Here is a 23,729-nt window from a genome sequence, read left to right on the forward strand (position 1 = left end):
ATGGAATTTTTTAGAATCAAAAAAGATATTCCGTTTATGCGCCACGCATTGGCGCTCAATGCGATTTCTTTAATTACTTTCTTGGCGGCAGTCTTCTTTCTTTGGCATAACGGCCTACACCTATCTATTGAATTTACTGGTGGTACGGTAATGGAGGTTACTTATCCCCAAACCGCCCCTCTAGAATCCATTCGCTCTAAAGTTGAAAAGCTGGGTTATGCGGATACTCAAATTCAAAACTTTGGTAGCTCACGTGATGTGATGATTCGTTTGCCGTTACAAAAAGATGTAGAAGGCAAACTCATCTCTTCAGCGGATCAAAGCAATGCAGTCATGCAGGCACTTGATCCCGCAACTTCTGGGGTCAAACTACAGCGCGTTGAATTCGTTGGTCCACAAGTTGGTCAAGAGCTAGCGATTGACGGACTAAAGGCACTGGTATTTGTCATCATCGGTATTGTGCTTTATCTCTCCTTCCGCTTTGAGTGGAAGTTTGCACTTGCCGGCATCATCGCTAACTTGCATGACGTGGTAATCATTCTGGGCTTCTTTGCTTTCTTTCACTGGGAGTTTTCACTCTCTGTTCTGGCGGCAGTCCTAGCAGTCTTGGGTTACTCCGTAAATGAATCAGTGGTGATCTTTGACCGTATTCGTGAAAACTTCCGCAAATATCGCAAGATGAACACCCGAGAGATCATTGATAATGCGATTACTAGCACTATCAGTCGCACTGTGATTACCCACGGTAGTACTGAAATGATGGTGCTTGCAATGCTGATCTTTGGTGGCCCAACACTGTTCTACTTCGCCCTGGCTCTGACCATCGGTATTTTGTTCGGTATTTACTCGTCCGTTTTCGTTGCAGCCGCACTCGCCATGTGGCTTGGAGTAACACGAGAAGATTTAATTAAGGGTGATAAAAAACCCGATGACAATGCTCGCAATGATGACCCGAACTACGGGGCACGAGTTTAAGCAGACTTAGCTCAGAGAAAAGTTTTGTTGATCAAGGGCAGCCAAGATTTTTTTGGTTGCGCCTTGATGTTCAGTTGAGTAGCTCTTGGCAGCCTGACTCATCCTAGATAACTCAGCAGTATTTAAGAGCAAGGCTTTCAAAGACTCTGTGAGCGCAATTGTTTCGTCAAGTGAGAGATCGCCTTTAATTCGCTTAGCAGCGCCAATTGAAATGGCATCTACTGCAGCCTGCTGGAAATTGTAGGTATGTTCACCAAGTAATACTGGACATCCTGCGGCACAAGCTTCAATCAAGTTCTGGCCGCCAAAAGGCAATAAGCTTCCACCCATGACAACTACATCAGATGCACTGTAATACATGGGCATCTCACCCATGGAGTCGCCTAAGATGACATCTAAGCTAGCACTATCTTTCGGCAAACCGGGCCACTCAGAGCGTCGGCGGAAACTTAAACCTGAGGCCTGTATTTGATTGGCGACTTCACCAAAGCGCTCAGGGTGACGCGGTACCAAGCAAAGCAAAGGTTGAATCTCAAAGGCATTGCTAAGCACTAAATCTTTCCAAGCCTTGAGAATGATTTCTTCTTCACCATCGCGTGTACTAGCAGCACACACCATGAGTCGATTACTTGCATGGAAATCTTGATGCCATGCTTTGCCTTGGGCAACCAGTTGTGGATCAAGAGGCACATCAAACTTCATATTGCCGGTTATGGCTACATTTTTTACACCCAAGCTGCGATAACGATCCGCATCAAATTCAGTCTGCGCCAAGATGCCTGCAAAGGCCTGAAATAATGCACGTCCTGCCTTACCAAAACGATTCACGCGACGCGCACTTCTCTCAGAAAGGCGGGCATTGACCAAAAATAAAGGTAAATTGATTTCGGCACAACGAAACACGACTGTTGGCCAAGCCTCTGTTTCCATGAAGAGGCCAAATTTTGGCTTAAACGTTTTCAGAAAATGCTCCACGCACCAGCAAAGGTCGTAAGGCAAATACACCTGACGAATTTGGCCAGCACTAATGGCTTTGTTAAAAAGTTGTTTTCCTGTACGACGACCATTGAGGGTCATATGCGTGAGCAAAATTGATTCGCCACGGGCAAGATAGGCTTCAATTAAAGGCTGAGCCGCGCGGGTCTCACCCACAGAAACTGCATGTATCCAAATGGAGCCTTTAATAATCGGTTTCTCATACCCAAATCCAAGGCGCTCTGGAATGTGATGTAAATAAGCAAATGAATATCGTGCGCGCCAAGCTAGGCGCACAAACGCTAATGGCAACAGCAGGTGCCATAGCAATTGGTACGCAGCAAACCAGAGACGAGGATGAGCCCCGTATCCTGAATTGGAGGTCACACTCACTTTTTGAGACGTTCGGTCAATTCGACCGCCTTACCGAGATAAGAGGATGGTGTCATTTCAAGCAAACGTGCTTTTGCATCATCTGGAATCTTCAAACCACGAATGAAGTTTTGTAAATCTGCTTGGTTGATACCTTTGCCACGCGTCAATTCTTTTAATTGCTCGTAGGGATTCTCAATACCATAACGACGCATCACAGTTTGTACCGGCTCAGCCAATACTTCCCAGCATTCATCTAGATCCGCAGCAATAGCTGCGTGATTCACCTCTAACTTACCTAGACCGCGCAATGCACTGTCATAGGCTAGAACACTATGGCCAAACGCGGGGCCCAGATTACGCAAAACAGTAGAGTCTGTAAGGTCACGCTGCCAACGAGAGATTGGTAATTTTTCTGCGAGGTGCCGTAAGAGGGCATTCGCTACGCCTAAGTTACCTTCAGAGTTTTCAAAATCTATAGGATTGACTTTATGCGGCATAGTTGAAGAACCAATCTCGCCTGCCTTGGTACGTTGCTTAAAGTATCCAACAGAAATATAAGCCCAGAAGTCACGATCCATATCTAGCAAAATCGTATTGGCGCGCGCAATCGCATCAAACAACTGGGCCATACCATCATGCGGCTCAATCTGAATGGTGTATGGATTAAAAGTTAATCCCAGACGCTTTTCAACAACACCCTTGGAGAAGTTTTCCCAATCAAAATCAGGGTAGGCAGATAAATGTGCGTTGTAGTTGCCAACAGCACCATTCATTTTGCCAAGCAATGGCGCTGCAGCGATAGATTCAATTGCGCGCTCTAAGCGTTTAGCAATATTGGCAATCTCTTTGCCTAAAGTACTTGGCGAAGCAGGTTGTCCATGTGTACGAGAAAGCAAAGGCACTTTTGCGTTCTCAATAGCCAAATCAGTCAATACAGAGAGTACCTTGCGCAGCTGTGGTAACAACACTTCATCACGCGCACCACGCAACATCAAACCATGTGAGGTGTTGTTAATGTCTTCGGAGGTACAAGCAAAATGAATAAACTCACTTGCTTTTAATAAATCAGGGCGGCCAGCAACTTTCTCTTTCAAGAAGTATTCAACTGCTTTGACATCATGATTGGTTACCGCTTCAATATCTTTAATGCGCTGTGCGTCGGCATCAGAAAAGTTTTCTGGCAGGGAAAGCAAAAAAGCTTCGTCAGCTGCGCTGATCTTAGGAACATCTGGCAGGCCTGCAGACGCCAAAGCCAATAACCAGTGAATCTCCACAAAAACCCGCTGACGCATAAAAGCAGCCTCGGATAACCAAGGACGCAAAGCGTCTAGTTTTCCGGCATAGCGACCGTCTAAAGGGGAAAGGGCGTTAAGGGTAGAAAGCGGCTGACTCACGAATATTGCCTTTACATTGAAGAAATCAATAAAACCTGATTTTAATGCGTTCTGAGCCTGGGCAAACCTGAGTTTGGGTGGCTATACTGTGCCCTATGAAACTGATCGGATCCCTTACCAGCCCCTATGTACGTAAAGTACGCATTGTTTTCTTGGAAAAGAAGCTTGATGTCGACCTTGAATTAGACAATGTATGGTCTGCAGACACCAAAATCGCTAGTTCCAACCCTTTAGGGAAGGTTCCATGCCTCATTCCGGATGATGACGAGGCAATCTACGACTCTAGAGTGATTGCAGAATATGCTGACGCCTTGAGTCCAGTCAGCAAGCTTATCCCTACCGACAATCGTGAGCGTGCTGCAGTGAAGACCTGGGAGGCCTTGGCTGACGGCATTATGGATGCCGGCATCTTGGCTCGCCTTGAGCGTACATGGCGCCCTGCAAATGAGCAATGCACAGCATGGGTAGATCGTCAAAACGGCAAGATCAATAAAGCACTTGAGCAAATGTCTGAGAAGCTTGGTGAAAATGCCTGGTGTCATGGCAACCAAATGACTTTGGCAGATGTTGCCCTTGGATGTGCAGTTGGCTATCTTTTATTTCGCTTTCCAGAAATTAAATGGCAGGCGCAATATCCAAACTTAGATCGCTTGTATCAAAAGCTATTGCAACGTGCTTCGTTTGTTGAAACCGAACCGCCAGCTGCATAGTTAATATTTTAGGGATTAGGCGGAAATAATTCCGCCACCCAAACAAATATCACCGTCATACAAGACGGCTGATTGTCCAGGGGTCACAGCCCATTGCGCATCTGGAAAACTTAAACTGAAATTCAAAGAATCATTGTTGCTTAATGTGCAAGCAGAGTCTGCTTGACGATAACGTGTCTTAGCAGAGTAATTTCCAGCAGTAGGCGTAATGCCAGCAACCCAACTCGCATCGATAGCATCGAGCTTACCGGCCAATAGCCACGGGTGCTCATGACCTTGCACTACGTATAAGGTGTTATTGGTAACATCCTTGCGAGCAACATACCAAGCATCGCCATTGCCGTCCTGACTGCCACCTAAACCGATTCCCTTGCGCTGACCTAGGGTGAAAAATGCTAAGCCCATATGCTCGCCGACAATTTTTCCTTCAGGTGTTTTAATGGGGCCAGGTGCACGCGGTAAGTAGCGATTTAAAAATTCTCGAAATGGCCTCTCACCAATAAAACAAATTCCAGTAGAGTCTTTTTTCTTGGCGTTATGCAAACCAATTTTTTCAGCAATTTCGCGCACTTCAGTTTTAGGAATTTCTCCCAAAGGAAATAAAACATTCGCTAACTGTTGCTGAGTTAAGCGATGCAAGAAATAACTTTGGTCTTTACTGGCATCGAGCGCTTTCAATAATTGCACTTTGCCGCCCTCGTGACGGACACGCGCATAGTGGCCAGTAGCAATGGCATCGGCCCCAAGACTCATTGCATGATCTAAGAAGGCCTTAAATTTAATTTCAGCATTGCAAAGTACATCAGGATTAGGGGTTCGCCCTGCGGAATACTCGCGCAAAAATTCAGCAAAAACCCGCTCGCGATATTCGGCGGCAAAATTGACTGCTTCAACATCAATGCCAATCAAATCAGCAACCGAGACGACATCTAGCCAATCTTGGCGGGCAGAACAATATTCATCGCTATCGTCATCCTCCCAATTTTTCATAAAAAGGCCTACAACCTCATAGCCCTGCTCCTTGAGCATCCAAGCTGCAACCGACGAATCTACGCCCCCAGACATGCCAATAACGACTTTCTTGGGTTTTGAAGGTGGGATTGCTGAAGAATTGAGCTGGATCATCAAAAAATGCGAGAATTCAATATAAGCTGACAAACCACATTGTAGAAGTCTTAGCCCGATTTAACAGAAATTTAGGCAAAAGCCATGCGGGTGGTTTTAGGGGTAAGTAGATGGGCATTTTTTGACCCATTTCACTAAAATAGACATTTAAATTTTGCTTTTGGAGACATGCCATGCGCATAGGAGTGCCGCTGGAAACTAGGTCTGGGGAAACTCGGGTTGCTGCAACACCAGAAACCGTTAAAAAACTGATTGGCCAAGGCCACACTGTCGTCATCCAAAAAGGTGCTGGCGTGCAGGCGAGCCAACCAGACTCTGCTTATGAGGCTGTAGGCGCTTCTATTGGTAGTGCGGCTGACGCCTTTAGCGCAGAAATTGTTCTCAAGGTACGCGCTCCTGAGGCTGCAGAACTGAAACAAATTCAATCTGGCAGTGTGCTGATTGGTATGCTCGATCCATTTGATAGTGACAACATTGCTGCTATGGCTGCTCAAGGGATTACTGGCTTCTCCTTAGAAGCTGCCCCACGCACTACTAGAGCACAAAGCATGGACGTATTGTCATCTCAAGCAAATATTGCTGGATATAAAGCAGTTATGGTTGCCGCAAGTGAGTATCAACGTTTCATGCCAATGTTGATGACTGCAGCGGGAACCGTAAAAGCAGCACGCGTTCTCATCTTAGGTGCTGGCGTTGCTGGTCTACAAGCGATTGCTACTGCAAAACGTCTTGGCGCTGTGATTGAAGCATCTGATGTGCGCCCTGCCGCTAAGGAGCAGATCGAATCTTTAGGTGCAAAGTTTGTTGATGTGCCTTACGAAACAGATGAAGAGCGTGAAATTGCTCAGGGTGTTGGTGGCTATGCCCGTCCAATGCCAGAGGCTTGGATGAGACGTCAAGCAGCCTTGGTTGCAGAACGTGCCCAACAAGCAGACATTGTCATTACTACTGCATTGATTCCTGGTCGCAAGCCACCAGTTCTGCTGCATAGCAACACTGTTGCCAATATGAAGCCAGGTTCTATTGTGATTGATTTGGCAGCTGGCAAAGGCGACAACGGATCTGGCAACTGTCCTTTGACTCAGGCAGATAAAGTGGTTGATGTGAATGGCGTAAAGATTGTGGGTTACACCAATCTAGCCAGCATGGTCGCTGCCGATGCTTCCGCACTTTATGCGCGCAACTTACTCGACTTTATGAAACTGATCGTCGATAAAGAAGCGAAGTTAGTTATCCCGAGTGATGACGACATCGTTACTGCTTGCTTAATGTGTCGTGACGGCCAAGCTGTTCGCAAAAACTAATAGAACATTCATACTAAGGAAACATCATGGATCTCGCTGCTTTTCAAAGTATCCTCACAGTCCAAAGCATCACTGTATTTGTCTTGGCTATTTTTGTGGGCTATCACGTTGTTTGGAACGTAACCCCAGCACTACACACCCCTTTGATGGCGGTTACTAATGCTATTTCTGGAATCATCATTGTTGGCGCGCTCTTGCAGACCGAAGTGATTGGTGGCGATGAAATCACCCTCACCAGTGTGATTGGTGCGGTTGCGGTTTTCTTAGCCTCCATCAATATTTTTGGGGGCTTTATGGTTACCCGCCGCATGCTAGAGATGTTTAAGAAAAAAGCTCCCAAGGCTGACGCAGCTGCTAAATAAATAGAACAAGATCTACAGAGACCAAAACAATGTCAAACATAACCGCTATTTCTTATCTCATTTCATCGGTGCTGTTCATCCTCGCGTTGCGTGGCTTGTCTTCACCTACCACCTCACGCCAAGGCAATACCTTTGGCATGATCGGTATGTTGTTAGCCGTAATCACCACCTTCTTTGTTCCCGACTTCAAACCTGCAGTTTCATTGATTGCTGCAGCAGTTGTAGGTGGCGCAATCATCGGCACCTTGGCTGCGAAGCGCGTTCAGATGACTAAAATGCCTGAGCTCGTTGCTTTGATGCACTCATTCGTTGGCTTATCTGCCGTATTAATTGCAATTGCAGCTGTATTTAATACTGCACATGACCATACTGGTGCCCAAAAGATTGAACTCTTTATCGGAGCATTTATTGGTGCAATCACTTTTACTGCGTCTGTAATTGCCTTCGGAAAACTCTCAGGCAAAGTGAGCGGTAAACCAGTAAGTTTTTCTGGACAACATTTACTAAACCTGGTTTTAGCAGTCTCGATGATTGGTGCAGGTATTGCGTATTACATGGTTGATAGTCATGCTGCGTTCTTGGCAATGTGTGCAATTGCATTGGTATTGGGCGTGACATTAATCATCCCAATTGGTGGCGCAGATATGCCAGTGGTTGTATCTATGCTCAACAGCTACTCTGGTTGGGCGGCGGCAGGCATTGGCTTCACATTAAACAATCCAGTATTGATCATCGCCGGTGCATGCGTAGGCTCTTCTGGTGCGATTCTGTCTTACATTATGTGTAAGGCAATGAATCGCTCTATCCTTGCAGTATTGCTCGGCGGCTTTGGTGCTGAAGCGGCAGCTGGCGGTGGCGATGATGGTGGCCCTAAGAACTACAAAACAGGCTCACCAGAAGATGCTGCCTTCCTGATGGAAAATGCAGATAAAGTGATCATTGTTCCGGGTTATGGCCTTGCAGTTGCCCGCGCTCAACACGCCCTTAAAGAATTGACTGAAAAGTTAACTCATCATGGTGTAACAGTGAAGTATGCGATCCATCCAGTAGCAGGTCGGATGCCTGGTCATATGAATGTTCTTTTGGCTGAAGCTGAAGTTCCATACGATCAAGTATTTGAGATGGAAGATATCAATAGCGACTTTGGTCAGGCTGATGTGGTGTTGATCTTAGGCGCTAACGACGTGGTGAACCCTGCTGCTCGCACACCCGGCAGCCCAATTTTTGGCATGCCAATCTTGGAAGCATTCAAAGCAAAAACCATCATCGTTAACAAGCGCTCCATGGCTGCTGGTTATGCTGGTTTGGACAATGAACTCTTTTACATGGATAAAACTATGATGGTCTTCGGTGATGCCAAGAAGGTTGTAGAAGACATGGTTAAGTCTATTGAATAAAATCAAAGATTTAATCGCCTCATTAAACCGCCTACGGGCGGTTTTTTATTGCGCTAAGATATGACACAAGCATCGACAGAATGCTGAACCATTCAACATCGAGACAATATGCAAATCAAACCACTATTACCCCATATTCTGATTTCTATCTGCACAATCTTTTGGGCTGGATCAATCAGCGCACAGAACAGTTACCCCAATCGCACTATACAAACGATCATGCCTCTCCAAGCTGGTAGTGGGGTTGATATACTGATGCGGCCAATTGCTCAAAGAATGAGTGAAAGTCTAGGGCAAGCAATCACTATTGAAAATATTCCTGGAGGCGCAGGACTGATTGGCGCAGCCAAGATCGCGCAGAGCCCTGCTGATGGTTATGTCTTAGGCGCCTTCAATGACAGCATTCTGACAATGCTGCCTAATCTGTATAAAAAGATTGATTACGATCCGGTGCAAAGTTTTTCTCCAATTTCTGAAGTTGCAGCGATTACTTTTGTTTTGGTGGCTAACCCATCATTCCCAGGAAATACCGCGGCAGACTTGGTACGCATCGCAAAAGAAAAGCCCGGAAAGATTGATTACGCATCAGGCGGCAATGGCTCGCCTCAACACATCGGTATGGAAATTTTCCGCCAATACACAGGCGCCCCTATCGTGCATATCCCCTATCGCGGCGCTGCTGCAGCAGTAACTGACGTGATGGCCGGACAAGTGCCTGTCATGATCAGCGCATTGTCTGTTGTGCTTCCACACATTCGAGCTGGGAAATTAAAAGTATTAGGGGTTGCAAGTAAAACGCGGTCCCCCCTTTTGCCCAACATCCCCACCATTAATGAAAGCGTGAAGGGTTATGAATTTTCTACCTGGGGAGCTCTACTAGCACCCAAAGGCACTCCATCAGCGGTTATTGAAAAACTAAATGAATCTTTAGCATTAGTTCTCAAAGATACAAAACTCCGCGAACAACTTATACAGCAAGGTTTTGAGTTTGTACCACTCGGTCCAGATCATTTAAAAGATATGATCGCCCAAGGATTGGCGAGGATGAAAAAAGTGATTAAAGATGGCGGTATTCAGCCTGATTAATGGACAAAGTCCTCAAAACAAAAGGCTGCTATTTGGCAGCCTTTTGTTATTACTTAAAACCACTCCGTCTAAATCATGCAGCTCTGGATTTCATGTAATTAGCACGCATTGGGCGCAGCACAAAAAATGCCAACAGGGCTGCTGTCGCGTCTAAGGCAATCATGATGCCAAACACTGGTATCCAGCTATCTGCTACACCATGGATATACGCGGCAATTGGACCACCAATAATGGAGCCTACACCTTGAGCCATATACAGGAAACCATAATTGGTAGTCGCATGCTTTTGCCCAAATGTGTCTGTCAAGGTTGATGGGAATAAAGAGAAAATCTCACCCCAACCAAAGAACACCACACCAGACATCAATACAAACATCAGCGGATCGGAGCGTGTCGAGATCCAAATAAACATGGCAATTGCTTCGAGACCAAATGCGATAGTCATCGTGTATTCACGGCCAAGTTTGTCAGAAACCCAACCAAAGAACGGACGAGTAAGTCCGTTGGTAACGCGATCAATTGTGAGCGCTAATGGAAGCGCTGCCATGCCAAATACAGTTGCGGTAGTAATGCCAAAATCTTTTGCAAATGCGCCCATTTGAGAAATAACCATCAGACCAGATGTTGACATCATGGACATCATCAAAAACATGAGCCAAAAGACCGGGGTCTTCAACATCGTTTTTGGCGCAACGCCAGCAGCTGCAGCTTCAATCTGACCTGCTGTTTGCACACGATCAGCATGTGGCACACGAATACCCTGCGCAGCCAGCAAACCCACTGCACCAATGATGTAGCCAAAGAATGTCAAAGTGCTTTGTAAACCGGATTCAGTCAGGCTTGTAGATATTGGGAAGGTCGTCAAAAGAGCGCCGATACCGTATCCCGCAGCAACCATCCCTACTGCAAAGCCACGGTTATTTGGGAACCAACGAACCATTAGACCAACAACACCAATGTAAACAATGCCGGTACCGAGACCGCCCAATACACCATAGGTAATGTAGAGATTCGAGACGGTAGTCAGATTGGCTGAGAGCACCCAACTCAGACCAGTAAGTACGGTGCCTACTGAGAGCAGTAAGCGAGGGCCAAACTTATCAACCAACCATCCCTGAAATGGGGAAAAGAAAGTTTGCAACACAATCAAAAGAGAAAACGTTACTTGAAGCTCAGTCAATGTAACGCCCAACTGACCCATAATGGGTTTAGTAAACAAAGCCCAAACATATTGCGGGCTTGAGATGGACATCATGCAGATCACACCTAAAGCTAGCTGGACCCACTTCGACTTTAAAGGGTTCGTGCTTTCACTCATTGCTTATCTCCTCATTATTAAAATCAACTTCAATTTGGTTAATTCATTTTTATAGATTTACTACGGGTTTCTACTGTCAATTGCGCTAACTTGGTGCAACATGCTTCTTTTTGAATCATAGGCGCATTCAATAAAAAAATGGATAAAAAAACGCCTAGTCTTTTGAACTAGGCGTTTTAACTTCTACGGCTAAGTTGCCGATGAAAGGAGTGGCTATTACATCATGCCGCCCATTCCACCCATACCACCCATGCCGCCCATATCAGGCATTCCGCCGCCAGCAGATTCTTCTTTTGGCGCCTCGGAGATTGCACAATCAGTAGTCAACAACAAGCCAGCAACAGATGCTGCATTTACTAATGCGGTTTTAGTGACTTTAGTTGGGTCGATCACGCCTTGTGCAACAAGATCACCGTACTCACCAGTAGCAGCGTTGTAGCCATTGTTGCCCTTGCTTTCCTGTACAGCATTAACGACTACACCAGCATCTTCACCAGCATTGCTAACGATAGTACGAAGAGGCTCTTGCATAGCGCGCAATACGATACTGATACCAGCGTCTTGATCAGCATTATCACCTTTCAAGCCCTTGATGCCTTGCATTGCACGAATCAATGCTACGCCACCACCAGGCACAATACCTTCTTCGACGGCAGCACGAGTTGCATGCAATGCATCATCAACACGAGCTTTCTTCTCTTTCATTTCTACTTCAGTAGCTGCACCAACACGAATCACCGCAACACCGCCTGCCAATTTAGCAACACGCTCTTGCAATTTTTCTTTGTCATAGTCGCTTGTAGCTTCGTCGATCTGAACACGAATGTTCTTCACTCGCGCTTCAATCGCTTTAGCATCGCCAGCGCCATCAATGATGATGGTGTTTTCTTTGCCGACTTCGATACGCTTCGCTTGACCTAAGTGCTCGAGAGTTGTTTTCTCGAGTGTGAGGCCAATTTCTTCAGCGATAACAGTGCCACCAGTCAAAATTGCAATGTCTTCCAACATTGCTTTACGACGATCACCAAAACCAGGAGCTTTAACTGCACAGGTTTTGATAATGCCGCGAATATTGTTTACAACCAAAGTTGCCAAGGCTTCGCCCTCAACATCTTCAGCAATGATCAACAATGGACGACCAGACTTCGCTACTTGCTCAAGGACTGGGAGCAAATCACGGATATTGGCAATCTTCTTGTCGAACAAGAGAACAAATGGGTTCTCTAATACGGCAACTTGTTTTTCAGGCTGATTAATGAAATATGGAGAGAGGTAGCCACGATCAAACTGCATACCCTCAACTACTTCAAGCTCGTCCTCTAAAGACTTGCCATCTTCAACAGTAATAACACCCTCTTTACCTACTTTTTCCATTGCTTCTGCAATACGCTGACCAATACTGTGGTCGCTGTTTGCAGAAATAGAGCCTACTTGAGCGATTTCTTTAGTAGTGGTGCAAGGCTTGCTGATTTTTGCGAGCTCTTCGATTGCAGCTGTAACAGCCTTATCAATTCCGCGCTTCAAGTCCATTGGATTATGGCCTGAAACAACATATTTCATACCCTCGCGAACGATGGATTGCGCCAAAACAGTTGCGGTAGTTGTACCGTCACCAGCGATATCAGCAGTTTTGGAAGCAACTTCCTTAACCATTTGAGCGCCCATATTCTGAAGCTTATCTTTGAGTTCGATTTCTTTCGCAACGGATACACCGTCTTTAGTGATTGTTGGGCCACCGAATGAACGCTCGATCACTACGTTACGACCTTTTGGCCCCAAAGTAGTTTTAACTGCGTTTGCAAGAATATTTACGCCTTCTACCATCTTGGTACGGGCGCCATCTCCAAATACAACGTCTTTTGCTGCCATGATTAAATTCCTCTCTTAAGTACCAAAATTACTTCTGAACAACAGCCATGATGTCGTCTTCACGCATCACGATGAGCTCTTCGTTGTCTACTTTGACTGTTTGGCCAGCATATTTGCCAAACAACACGCGATCGCCAACTTTGACGTCGAGTGGGTTTAACTTGCCGGTTTCATCGCGCTTACCTGGACCAACTGCTAATACTTCACCTTGATCAGGCTTTTCTGCAGCAGCGTCAGGAATAATGATTCCAGATGCAGTTTTTGATTCTTGATCCAAACGCTTGATGATTACGCGATCATGTAAAGGACGCAAATTCATCTCTTCTCCTATGTTAGTAAGTGTTAACTAATTAAAAATCTAAATAAATCAAAGCTTTATAGTCTCTCACACGCAAATTTAGACTGATTTATCAAAAAACAGCCTTTTTAGCACTCACGTGTAGGGAGTGCTGATTATATAGGTCTGCTTCTCGAGATTTCAAGGGCTGATCCCCATAAATTCTTTAAGGATTTAGCCTCTCCCTATACTTTGGACAGGCAAGTAGGAGAATTCCTACAGATAAATAAGCCTTAAGCCCTTACCGCTCCAATCCGTCCTGCCTAGACTGAACAGTCACCGATTGGAGAATGCTGATGAGCCCGAAATCCCGGCTGTACACGCTTGTAAAGGCATGGAAGAACAAACCCTTCCAAGAAGTACGCGACGCCTGTGGCGCACCCTGGCTTGGCCTGAGTAGTCAAGCCCTCGAAGAACACCAATCCTGGTCCAAGCGACAGGCGATTAGTCATGAACCTATTTTTAACTGCAAAGGGACAAAACTGACCGGCTCTTTATTTAGACCACTACTGGCAGCCACTGATATGCAATTACTGCGTTTATTCATGGAGGGCTTGGATACGATCTCCTACTGGTACCAAGGTGGTCGATTCATTCCCGGCATTTTGCCAATTCCGACACATGCTCTTGCTTCTGCTGAGTATGTCGATGCCTTTAGCGACCTCATTTTGAATTCACGCTTACCTGTTGGTTTAGTTGCATTAGGCATGCAGTCCCTGCCAGAAAAAGATCTCGCAGATTCTTGCAAGGAAGGTTTACTACGCATGCGACGACTAGGCGTCTTGTTGCACCTGATCAATTTCACCGGAGAACCAGAGCAACTTCAATGGGCTCAAGAAATGCAAATGGAAGGAATTCATTTAGACATGAATCAACTTCGTGATCAGGAGATTTCGCATGATGTTCTGGCAAAAATTAGGCGCTCGCCATATTCACCAACACAAATATATGCAAGCAATGTAGCACTAGTGAAGGACCTGGAAAATGCCTCGAATTGGCAAATAGATCATTGTTATGGGGGTCTCATGATGGCACCCATTAGTCGACATCAAATGCTTCAGATTAACGATAGCCGAATCGCTAAAGCCATTTTTTCGCTGCACCCTCATCAACACCTAAACCCAAATGGAGACAAGTAATGAGAAAACGCGTGATGTTGGTAGATGACCATCCAGCAATGCTGATGGCTCTTAAAAGTATGTTGCAAGACCAACTGATGTTCGAGGTAGTGGGCCAAGCTCAGAACGGTGAAGAGTGCCTTCGGTCTATAAAAGAGGTAAATCCGAACATGGTCATTCTAGATTTGGATATGCCCAAGACGGATGGCTTTGATGTCATTAGACGCATCGGTCTCATGTATCCAGATATTCGTATGCTCATTTTATCGAGCATGGATGAAGCGGTCTACGGCGGTAGAGTGAGATCCCTTGGCGGTCACGGCTTTGTCAATAAAACAGCTGGGGCTGACGTTATCCTGGCAGCTTGCGTTGCCATATCTCAAGGCTATAACTTCTTTACCCATGGAAAAAATGGTAATAGCTCACTAACAGACAACGATAAGCTCGCCTTAATCTCTGACCGTGAATTGCAGGTGATGAAATATCTAGGCAAGGGAAATACAAATCAACAAATTTCTGACATGCTGCATATTAGTAATAAAACAGTTGCTACCTATAAGACCCGTGTCTTTGACAAACTCGGCATCAACAATATTGCGGACTTAATTCTGTTTTGCCGAATGAATAATATTATCGAAAGCTAATCAACATGCATCGATTCATTATTCGCATAGTTCTGATATGTGGCATCTTATGGAATGGGGCATCATATGCCCACCCGATAAGTTCAGCAGAACAACGGTGGATCGATGCCCATCCCATAGTGCATTTCAGTATTCATGAAAAATATGCACCCTATCTTCAAAATCAAGATGAAGCAGGGATATTTAACCTGCTTCTAAAAAAACTGAGCAATCATACCCAACAAGAGTTTCGTCCGAAATGGAGAAAAACAGAACAAGAGGGATTGGAACAACTATCCAACGGTGAAGTTGACTTCATCATTGATCCGCCGAGCATAAATGACAACTACCTTCGCTTCGGATCTTTATCGGAAGCTATCTTTTGGGGGCACGATGCAGTTATCACCAAGCGAAATAAGTTAAGTACTACTGCAATTGATCCAACCAATGTTGCTTACTTTGATCGCGGCTATGAGAATCCTCCCGCAAGTACTCACCTAGAACCACAGTTCTTCAATAATTCCGATAAGTTACTGACTGCTCTAATTAAGAATGATGTGGAAGCTTTAATCCTACCCATACGCTTAGCTCAGCAACTTATTCAAAAAGTAAACGATCCACAAATCCAACTAGATGGGATATATAACCGAGAGCCCTTTGCTTATCGCTGGTTGATTTCACATGAAGATGCACCACTTCATAGAGTTCTTAGTCACTTCCTCAATAATCTGGATCCTATAGAGTCGCGGGAACTCTTTGCGCTAGATTTCACTCAACCTGAAATCAGGAGTAGTCATTTAAAAGTTCTGCCCTGGCTAAGTACTTTTTTAATCTTGATTGGTGGCTGCACGCTCTTCTGGCGGATGCACAAAAGACGACAACTACAAGACCAAGAGGTAGCAGAACTACTCTCTTCAAAGGAGCTTGCAGAAAGAGCAAATGCTGCTAAGTCCTCTTTCCTCGCCACAATGAGCCATGAGATTCGTACCCCCATGAATGCAATTCTTGGGGTTCAGGAAATACTCTTGAAGAGTCAAGAATTTCCAGCGCAGGCAAAGTCCTTACTCAAAAGCGCTAACACCTCAGCCAACTCTCTTTTGGGAATTCTGAATCAAGTTTTAGATCTCTCTAAGATAGAAGCAGGTAAGCTCACCTTAAATTTAGAGCCTTGCTGCTTAAATTCTTTAATTAATGATATTGACTCTGCGTATTCAGCGATAGCTTATAAGCAAAACTTAATCCTACATACCTCGAAAGATCCACGCATAGCAGAAGCTCTCATGGTCGATGCTTTGCGCTTGCGTCAGATTTTGCAAAACCTTATTAGTAATGCCATTAAATTTACTCGACAGGGAGAAATTTACTTCTCTATCAGCGTTCTAGCAGACGATCATGCTGGACAGTTAATAGAATTTCGGATCATTGATACTGGGGTTGGTATGGGTGCAGACGAGATTGAGCTAGCACTACAAGCATTTGAACAGGTGCCCGGCAAAGGAATTCAAGAGCATGGCACCGGTCTTGGCTTAACGATCACCAATCACCTAGTCACCTCCATGAATAGCCAACTTTACTTTGAAAGTGCCCCTGGTTTTGGCAGCAATATTCATTTCTGCGTGGCATTTCCTCGAACAAGCATGGCCCCATCTAAAAATGAATACTCTTCATCCATAGGTCATAGCTCAGTCAAGTTCACTGCAAAAAATCCTCAGAATAGAGATAAAGCCTTAAATGCTCTGGTAGTTGAGGATCATCCCGCAAGTAGGCAAATTATTTCTCTCCAATTGGAATCCCTAGGTATCAATGTCTTGGTTTGCGATAACGCCCAAACAGCCCTACAAATGATTTCTGAGAATCATTTTGATCTATTAATGACCGATCAATCGATACCAGGTATGCAAGGTTCGGAATTAGCTAAACAAATTCGAGCTTCTGGAAATCGAGATCTTGTCATCATTGGGGTAACGGCCGATATTTATGCCCTAGAGTCGCGCCATCAGTTTTTAGCAGCGGGCATGAACGGTGTTCTCATTAAACCCCTAAGCCTGATGAGTCTTGAAAATGAATTAGTGCGGTATTTTCAAGCTGTTGAAGAAATAGAAAAGGCATGCTTCCCTAAAGAAGAATACTCATTTGATGCTTTTGCTAACTTGCTGAGGAATGAGCCAGAAAAGATATCAATTATTTTAAGTGAGATTAAGAAAGTTCATGATGAAGCTCTGCAGGCCATTGAAACAGAACTTCTCAGTGAACCCACCCTAGACAGCCTGATTCATAAGATCAAGGGCGGCGCTCAACTTCTAAGTGCAGGGCAATTTATTCATTCCTGCGAATCTTTAGAAAAAGAGGAAGATTTTCATGGCAAGCTTGCTTCTTTTAGAGTGTTACTTATCCAGCAAAACCAAGTGATTGCCCGCTATCAAGCAAAGTTTTCTAAGTCATCAATTTGAGGCTTGCCTTCTATCGCCGTGGGTTTATTCTATGGTGAATGAAAAAACGTATTTACCGGCTAACCCATCTGCTTTTAGCAATTTTATGGATTGGGCTCTCATGCACACCAATTACTACAAAAGCTCGGGATCTTTCAATCCCCGCTGCCATTACGAATAGTCTAGAGCGCAACCAAATTCCATTAGACGCAGTGAGCATCTCCGTAGTTGAGATTGAGCCTAACAAACTTGGGAAACATACAGCCAAAAGTGTTCTGGAGTGGCGTGCGCAAAATGCGATGAATCCTGCCTCGACTATGAAGATTCTCACAACACTAGCAGGCTTAGATGTTCTCGGTCCACAGTATCGCTGGCAGACGAAAATATTTACCGATGGCTTTATTCGTCAGGACACACTCAAAGGGAATCTCTATTTACAGGGCAGCGGCGATCCAAAACTTATCCCCGAAGAACTTGCTAAGCTCATGAAAGACTTGCAAGCTCTCGGTATTCAAAAAATCGATGGGAATTTATTTTTTGACCGAAGTGCTTACGCTCCTAGCGTGATGGAACACAGCACAATTGACGGGGAATCACTTCGCGCCTATAACGTGCCGCCTGATCCCCTGCTTTATGCATTTAGAACGTTATCTTTTCAAATTGGAAAGTCACGTACTGGTAACTCCATTGACATTAGTTACACTCCCGCACTTTCTCAGCTGAAGGTAAATAATCAAATGAAATTGGTTGATCGGCCTTGTGATAACTGGAAAAGTAATACTCACTTCAAACTTGATCCCGAATCTGTAACCAATACAGATCAAGCACTCACCGCTCAGTTCTCCGGCATCTTTCCAAGCTCTTGCGGGGAAGTTAATTACAACGTTGCAGCCCTAGATGCGAATACCTTCTTAACTCAGGGATTTGCGGCGGCTTGGGAATTGTCTGGAGGCACTTGGGTGAACCCACCAATTGGGAAAGATGCTGCCGTACCACTTGCAGCAAAACTACTCCTGCAATTTGAAGGTATCAGTCTTGCTGATGATGTGCAGGATATAAATAAGTACTCCAATAATGTCATGGCACGTCAGCTATTGCTAACACTAGCGCTGGAGAAAATGGGTAAACCAGCAACGACTGCAAACGGTGAGCACGTTATTCAGAGTTGGCTAAAACAGAACGGTTTGAATTTCTCAGGACTGATCATTGAGAATGGCTCAGGACTCTCACGCAATGAAGCTATATCTGCCGGACAAATGAATCAATTGTTACTCACTGCACGCAATCTACCAATTGGGGAGATTTTTTATAGTAGCCTTCCCATTGCTGGTGTTGATGGAACGATGCGTCATCGACTCATGACTCAACTGCGTAAATTTTTACATCCCAAGAAAAAGCCTGAAGCTAGAATTAAAACAGGATCGCTTTCTGATGTACGTGCGATTTCAGGATACGTCCTGAGTAAATCTGGAAAACTATATGCTGTGAGTTCGTTTATTAATCATCCCAACGCCTGGAGAGGCTTGGATGCTCACGATCAATTACTATCGTGGTTACTTGAGGATGGCCCTGAACCAAAACAGGCGCGCTGAAGTCGATCTCTTACCCCATCCCACTCCTCGCCTACTGGCGGCTCAGGAAATAAAATGAGGTCCCAACCTTGTTGATCTAAGTCTCTCAAAGAACGATAAAGGCGACTAGCAAAAGTTCCGCTATCACTAGGCACTTCAACTTCCTCGAAGTGAACAGATGGATGACCATCATCACCTAAAGAAGATTCAAAATCCCAAACTGCTACAGCAACCCTAGACTTTGTATCCGGGAACTCACTAAGTGCATCCAAGACTCTTCCAGGTGCATATAGACGTAAAGGGGTTGTTGGTGCGTAATGCGCTTTTAGACTTCCCGATACTCTAGGCAGGCTATCTCCAGTCTTAAATTGTTCGCCTGCTTGATAAACTTTAATTCCTGTTTTAGCCAAAATCTCTTTGGGAGTAATTAATCCTGGGCGAAGCAATACTGGGTGATCGCTACTGGATAAATCAATGATGGTCGACTCAATACCCACCTCGCAGTCACCACCATCTAAAACCATTAATCCAAGCTCACCTTCAAACTCATGACGAACATCTGCTGCGCTAGTAGGAGATACTTTGCCAAAACGATTGGCCGAAGGCGCAACTACTCCACTCCTAAATTTTCTTAATAACTCCTGAGCCATTGGGTGTGCTGGAGCACGAATCGCGACAGTATCTTGGCCGCCAGTAATCTCACTTAAGACACTCTTGTCTTTTTTGAAAACCAAGGTTAAAGGGCCAGGCCAAAATGCATTGATTAGCTTTAAAGCATCCTCAGAGAGATCTCTGACCCATGGCACCAGCACTGGAGCCCAATCCACCTGAGTTTGATCAAATCTATCCGGTGCTGCTAAGTGCACAATCAAAGGATGGTTAGATGGTCTACCTTTGGTAGCGAAGACCTTCTTAATAGCCTCAGGATTTTTTGCATCGGCACCTAAGCCGTAGACCGTCTCCGTTGGGAAAGCAACTAAGCCACCATCGCGCAAGGTTTGCACTGCTTCATCGATCACTGCCGATGATTGCAGTGGCGTACTATCGCTGGACATTTTCTAGGGCTCGATACCTAATTCAGTGGCGACAGCTGCGCAGTTCTGACGCGCTTCATTGAGAGCCTCACCCAAGCAATTAATATGGCCCATCTTTCTGCCAATACGAGGGGCTGACTTGCCGTAGAGATGCAATTTCGCATCAGGATGAGCGAGCACTTTATTCCAAGCGGGCTCTTTAACTTGATCTTCACTACCCTCATACCAAAGATCACCCAATAAGTTCAACATAGACACGGGAGCTAACTGACGGGTATCTCCCAGAGGCAAACGTGCCATCGCTCTTACTTGCTGCTCAAACTGGCTACTGACACAGGCGTCCATCGTATAGTGTCCAGAGTTATGAGGACGAGGGGCAATTTCATTTGCAACAATATCGCCATTCTTTAGAACAAAGAATTCAACACAAAGCACACCTACATAATCAATTTTTCGAATGAGTGCCTTCGCAGCATCAATAATCTTTTTCTCTTGGGCAGGCTTGAGTGATGGTGCAGGAACTGTAGAGGTATGCAAAATACCATCACGATGAATGTTTTGAGAAACAGGGTAGGCAACCACAGCATCATCGTAGCCGCGCACTACCAAAGCAGATACTTCAAAGTCCAACTCCATGCGCTTTTCCAGCACACAGGGTACCTTGCCTAACTCCACCCAAGCGGCAGGAAGGTCTTCAGCCGTAGGCACAGTAATCTGACCCTTACCGTCATAACCCATGCGGGCCGTCTTCAGAATTCCAGGAAAAAGATCTGCTGGGGTATGCGCAATATCAGCATCATGCTCAATTACGAAATTAGGAGCCGGGCCAATATTAGTTTCAGATTTCCAGGTTGCTAAGAAATTTTTCTCAGCGATACGATTTTGCGCCAAAGAAACACAACTACTCCGGGGGGCAACAAACACTCCCAATGACTCAAGCTCATCCAAAGCTTGCGCTGGAACATTTTCAAACTCAGTGCTCACTGATGCACAGAGTGAGGCCATCTCTTTTAAGGCAGCAGAATCTGTGTAATCAGCTTGAATAAACTTTTCAGCAATTGAGCCCGCGGGACTATCGGACCCTGGATCTAACACACAAACTTTGTAGCCCATGGCTTGGGCCGCCTGAGTAAACATCCGCCCTAATTGACCACCGCCCAAAATTCCCAAATACGAACCCGGTAAGATGGGTTCCATATGATCTGCCATGTAATTAATATCCCGGCAGATTCATTGAGCGTGCAGTATCAGACTGCTTCGCACGAAACTCTTCTAAACGCTTAGCTAAATCAGCATCATGCAAAGCTAAGCCTGCAATCACATGTAATGCGGCATTTGCTGCGCCCGCCTCACCAATTGCAAAAGTAGCGACGGGGATACCTTTAGGCATCTGTACGATGGAATATAAAGAATCTTCTCCACGCAAATATTTACTTGCAACTGGAACACCGTAAACCGGAACAATAGTTTTGGAAGCTAGCATGCCCGGCAAGTGAGCAGCGCCGCCTGCACCAGCAATAATTGCTTGCAAGCCATTTTTCTGAGCATTTTCAGCATACTGAAACATATCATCAGGCATGCGGTGCGCAGAGAGGACTTTCGCTTCGTGAGCAATACCAAATTGCTCGAGCATCTGAGCAGCGTGCTGCATAGTGTCCCAATCTGAATTGGAACCCATCACTATTCCGACTATTGGCTTCTTGCTCATTTACCTCTCCAAATGCCCTAAATATCAACTAAGGATCTATTATCCCTGAGTTAAGCGAGTTAGGGCCTCACGGTACTTTTGGGCGGTCTTTTCAATAACGTCAGCAGGCAACTCGGGTGCAGGGGCTGTCTTAGGCCATAACTTACCGTTCACTTGAGCGGTTTCTAGCCAATCACGGACAAATTGCTTATCGTAAGACGGTGGATTTGAGCCAACATAATAGGTTTCTGCAGGCCAGAAACGGGAAGAATCAGCCGTCAGGATCTCATCCATTAAGACCAATTGACCAGCATCATCCAAGCCGAACTCAAACTTGGTATCCGCAATAATGATTCCGCGAGTAGCTGCATATTCAGAAGCTTCTTTATAAAGACGAATACTCACTTCACGAATTTGATTTGCGAGCTTCTCACCAATAAGCTCAATCACTTTTTCAAACGAGATATTTTCATCGTGCTCGCCAACTTCCGCTTTAGCAGCTGGAGTAAAAATCGGCTCTGGTAACTTTTGCGCATTCTCTAGTCCCGCAGGTAATGCGATACCACATACCTTGCCAGTTTCTTGATAGTCTTTCCAACCGCTGCCAGCCAAATAGCCGCGCACAACTGCTTCAACCAGAATTGGCTTTAACCGCTTTGCCACTACTGCGCGTCCTTTAACCTGCTCCACTTCATCGATAGGAACAACAGTGGCTGGATCAATTCCAGTCAAATGGTTTGGGATTACCTTGCCCAATTTATCGAACCAGAAGTTCGCCATTTGATTGAGAACAATACCTTTTTCTGGAATAGGCTCACCCATCACAACGTCAAATGCAGATAAGCGATCCGTTGTAATCATCAAAAGCTTGTCATCACCTAATGCATACACATCACGTACCTTACCTTTAGAGAGCAAAGGCAGTGACTTAATAGAAGTTGCGTAGAGAGCTGGCATGTTTTAGATCACTTCACAATCTGAGCTAACTTGCCGCTCTTGTATAGCTCTGCCATTTTTTCTAATGGGATAGGCTTAATTTTGGAAGCTTGACCGGCAGAACCAAATGCTTGGAAGCGTGCAATGCAGACTTTCTTAGCGGCTTCACGAGCCGGCTTCAAATAATCTCGTGGGTCAAATTTACTTGGATTCTCGAACATATAACGGCGGATGGCGCCTGTCATTGCCAAGCGAATATCAGTATCAATATTGATTTTGCGAACGCCATTCTTGATGCCCTCTTGAATTTCTTCAACAGGAACACCATAAGTCTCTTTCATGTCGCCACCGAACTCACGAATCTCTGCAAGCAGTTCTTGTGGAACACTAGAGGAACCATGCATTACGAGATGTGTATTCGGAATACGCGCATGAATTTCTTTAATGCGATCGATTGCCAAAATATCGCCAGTTGGCTTTTTGGTGAACTTATATGCGCCATGACTAGTGCCAATTGCAATTGCCAAAGCATCACACTGAGTCGCTTTTACAAAATCAGCGGCTTGCTCTACATCAGTCAGTAACTGTTCACGGGTCATCGTGCCATCTGCACCATGACCATCTTCTTTATCACCTTTCATCGTTTCTAATGAACCCAATACGCCAAGCTCTGCCTCTACTGTCACTCCGATGGAATGAGAGAACTTCACTACCTCTCTCGATACATCTACGTTGTACTCGTAACTGGCAACAGACTTTCCATCGGCCTCCAATGAACCGTCCATCATGACGCTAGTAAAACCGCTCTTGATTGCAGCCATGCAAACCGCCGGGCTTTGACCATGGTCTTGGTGCATCACGACTGGGATATGAGGGTAGGCCTCAACTGCAGCAGAAATTAAATGACGTAAGAATGCTTCTCCAGCATATTTACGTGCGCCAGCAGATGCTTGCATGATCACTGGGGAATCAGCCTCATTAGCCGCCTCCATGATCGCAGTCACTTGCTCCAAGTTGTTGACGTTAAAAGCCGGTAAACCATAGCCATTTTCGGCCGCATGATCCAAGAGTTGTCGTAAAGATACTAAAGCCATGATGTTCTCT

General features: G+C 45.3%; 21 protein-coding genes. 10 read left to right on the forward strand and 11 right to left on the reverse strand.

What is annotated here, in order from left to right; all coding sequences use genetic code 11:
- Entirely contained in the window at window positions 1-975 is a 975-nt protein-coding gene (gene secF / locus ICV38_RS08930; RefSeq protein WP_215379997.1) for a protein translocase subunit SecF, read from the forward strand.
- 6 nt (window positions 976-981) lie between these two features.
- Here the strand turns inward: secF and ICV38_RS08935 are convergent, their stop codons facing one another.
- Both ICV38_RS08935 and purB read right to left on the reverse strand, forming a co-directional pair.
- The gene (locus ICV38_RS08935; protein ID WP_215380000.1) at window positions 982-2,343 is read right to left on the reverse strand and encodes a 3-deoxy-D-manno-octulosonic acid transferase; all 1,362 of its coding nucleotides are present in this window, start codon (window positions 2,341-2,343) and stop codon (window positions 982-984) included.
- Window positions 2,340-3,719, reverse strand: a complete 1,380-nt coding sequence (purB, locus tag ICV38_RS08940; RefSeq protein WP_215380003.1) for an adenylosuccinate lyase — start codon at window positions 3,717-3,719, stop codon at window positions 2,340-2,342. The genes ICV38_RS08935 and purB overlap by 4 nt, the downstream gene beginning before the upstream one ends.
- Before the next feature lie 95 nt (window positions 3,720-3,814).
- Between purB and ICV38_RS08945 the strand changes: the two genes are divergently transcribed.
- Window positions 3,815-4,429 carry a glutathione S-transferase gene (locus ICV38_RS08945; RefSeq protein ID WP_215380006.1) on the forward strand — a complete coding sequence of 205 codons (615 nt, stop codon included), beginning with the start codon at window positions 3,815-3,817 and terminating at the stop codon, window positions 4,427-4,429.
- A gap of 15 nt (window positions 4,430-4,444) precedes the next feature.
- Here the strand turns inward: ICV38_RS08945 and mnmA are convergent, their stop codons facing one another.
- Window positions 4,445-5,554, reverse strand: a complete 1,110-nt coding sequence (gene mnmA / locus ICV38_RS08950; protein ID WP_215380020.1) for a tRNA 2-thiouridine(34) synthase MnmA — start codon at window positions 5,552-5,554, stop codon at window positions 4,445-4,447.
- 173 nt (window positions 5,555-5,727) lie between these two features.
- On the opposite strand from mnmA, the gene ICV38_RS08955 reads away from it, so the two are divergent.
- The 4 genes from ICV38_RS08955 to ICV38_RS08970 all read left to right on the forward strand — a co-directional run bounded on the left by ICV38_RS08955 (window position 5,728) and on the right by ICV38_RS08970 (window position 9,703).
- A complete protein-coding gene (locus ICV38_RS08955) occupies window positions 5,728-6,858 on the forward strand; it encodes a Re/Si-specific NAD(P)(+) transhydrogenase subunit alpha (RefSeq protein ID WP_215380034.1) in 1,131 nt (376 codons plus the stop codon).
- A gap of 26 nt (window positions 6,859-6,884) precedes the next feature.
- Window positions 6,885-7,220: a proton-translocating transhydrogenase family protein gene (locus ICV38_RS08960; RefSeq protein ID WP_215380037.1), complete on the forward strand. Its 336-nt coding sequence runs from the start codon at window positions 6,885-6,887 to the stop codon at window positions 7,218-7,220.
- 29 nt (window positions 7,221-7,249) lie between these two features.
- Entirely contained in the window at window positions 7,250-8,617 is a 1,368-nt protein-coding gene (locus tag ICV38_RS08965; protein WP_215380040.1) for an NAD(P)(+) transhydrogenase (Re/Si-specific) subunit beta, read from the forward strand.
- A 108-nt stretch (window positions 8,618-8,725) separates the two neighbouring features.
- A complete protein-coding gene (locus tag ICV38_RS08970) occupies window positions 8,726-9,703 on the forward strand; it encodes a tripartite tricarboxylate transporter substrate binding protein (protein ID WP_215380053.1) in 978 nt (325 codons plus the stop codon).
- A gap of 73 nt (window positions 9,704-9,776) precedes the next feature.
- Here the strand turns inward: ICV38_RS08970 and oxlT are convergent, their stop codons facing one another.
- From oxlT to ICV38_RS08985, 3 genes are all read right to left on the reverse strand, one after another.
- Window positions 9,777-11,021: an oxalate/formate MFS antiporter gene (oxlT, locus tag ICV38_RS08975; RefSeq protein WP_215380056.1), complete on the reverse strand. Its 1,245-nt coding sequence runs from the start codon at window positions 11,019-11,021 to the stop codon at window positions 9,777-9,779.
- Between the two features lie 216 nt (window positions 11,022-11,237).
- Complete coding sequence (gene groL, locus ICV38_RS08980) at window positions 11,238-12,890, reverse strand: chaperonin GroEL (protein WP_215380059.1); 1,653 nt, start codon at window positions 12,888-12,890, stop codon at window positions 11,238-11,240.
- Window positions 12,891-12,918: 28 nt separating this feature from the next.
- A complete protein-coding gene (locus ICV38_RS08985; protein ID WP_068949371.1) occupies window positions 12,919-13,209 on the reverse strand; it encodes a co-chaperone GroES in 291 nt (96 codons plus the stop codon).
- A 314-nt stretch (window positions 13,210-13,523) separates the two neighbouring features.
- Between ICV38_RS08985 and ICV38_RS08990 the strand changes: the two genes are divergently transcribed.
- Genes ICV38_RS08990 through dacB form a run of 4 tightly spaced genes read left to right on the forward strand, consistent with a single transcriptional unit; the run spans window position 13,524 to window position 18,989 of the window.
- Window positions 13,524-14,366: a diguanylate phosphodiesterase gene (locus ICV38_RS08990; RefSeq protein WP_215380071.1), complete on the forward strand. Its 843-nt coding sequence runs from the start codon at window positions 13,524-13,526 to the stop codon at window positions 14,364-14,366.
- Window positions 14,366-14,989 (forward strand): response regulator transcription factor, encoded by a 624-nt coding sequence (locus tag ICV38_RS08995; RefSeq protein ID WP_215380074.1) that lies wholly within the window; start codon window positions 14,366-14,368, stop codon window positions 14,987-14,989. Before ICV38_RS08990 ends, ICV38_RS08995 begins: the two co-directional genes overlap by 1 nt.
- A gap of 5 nt (window positions 14,990-14,994) precedes the next feature.
- The gene (locus tag ICV38_RS09000) at window positions 14,995-17,418 is read left to right on the forward strand and encodes a response regulator (RefSeq protein WP_215380077.1); all 2,424 of its coding nucleotides are present in this window, start codon (window positions 14,995-14,997) and stop codon (window positions 17,416-17,418) included.
- A gap of 38 nt (window positions 17,419-17,456) precedes the next feature.
- Entirely contained in the window at window positions 17,457-18,989 is a 1,533-nt protein-coding gene (gene dacB, locus ICV38_RS09005) for a D-alanyl-D-alanine carboxypeptidase/D-alanyl-D-alanine-endopeptidase (RefSeq protein WP_215380093.1), read from the forward strand.
- Here dacB and ICV38_RS09010 read toward each other — a convergent pair.
- Genes ICV38_RS09010 through fba form a run of 5 tightly spaced genes read right to left on the reverse strand, consistent with a single transcriptional unit; the run spans window position 18,935 to window position 23,719 of the window.
- Entirely contained in the window at window positions 18,935-20,023 is a 1,089-nt protein-coding gene (locus ICV38_RS09010) for an L-threonylcarbamoyladenylate synthase (RefSeq protein ID WP_215380115.1), read from the reverse strand. The two genes, dacB and ICV38_RS09010, sit on opposite strands and share 55 nt — an antisense overlap.
- Before the next feature lie 3 nt (window positions 20,024-20,026).
- Complete coding sequence (locus tag ICV38_RS09015; protein ID WP_215380118.1) at window positions 20,027-21,211, reverse strand: 5-(carboxyamino)imidazole ribonucleotide synthase; 1,185 nt, start codon at window positions 21,209-21,211, stop codon at window positions 20,027-20,029.
- 4 nt (window positions 21,212-21,215) lie between these two features.
- Window positions 21,216-21,710 carry a 5-(carboxyamino)imidazole ribonucleotide mutase gene (gene purE, locus ICV38_RS09020; RefSeq protein ID WP_215380141.1) on the reverse strand — a complete coding sequence of 165 codons (495 nt, stop codon included), beginning with the start codon at window positions 21,708-21,710 and terminating at the stop codon, window positions 21,216-21,218.
- 39 nt (window positions 21,711-21,749) lie between these two features.
- Complete coding sequence (locus ICV38_RS09025) at window positions 21,750-22,646, reverse strand: phosphoribosylaminoimidazolesuccinocarboxamide synthase (RefSeq protein ID WP_215380144.1); 897 nt, start codon at window positions 22,644-22,646, stop codon at window positions 21,750-21,752.
- Window positions 22,647-22,654: 8 nt separating this feature from the next.
- The gene (fba, locus tag ICV38_RS09030) at window positions 22,655-23,719 is read right to left on the reverse strand and encodes a class II fructose-bisphosphate aldolase (RefSeq protein ID WP_215380156.1); all 1,065 of its coding nucleotides are present in this window, start codon (window positions 23,717-23,719) and stop codon (window positions 22,655-22,657) included.
- Window positions 23,720-23,729 lie beyond the last annotated feature (10 nt).

Origin of the sequence: Polynucleobacter sp. MG-6-Vaara-E2 (genome assembly GCF_018687695.1) — a bacterium.
Taxonomy (GTDB): domain Bacteria; phylum Pseudomonadota; class Gammaproteobacteria; order Burkholderiales; family Burkholderiaceae; genus Polynucleobacter.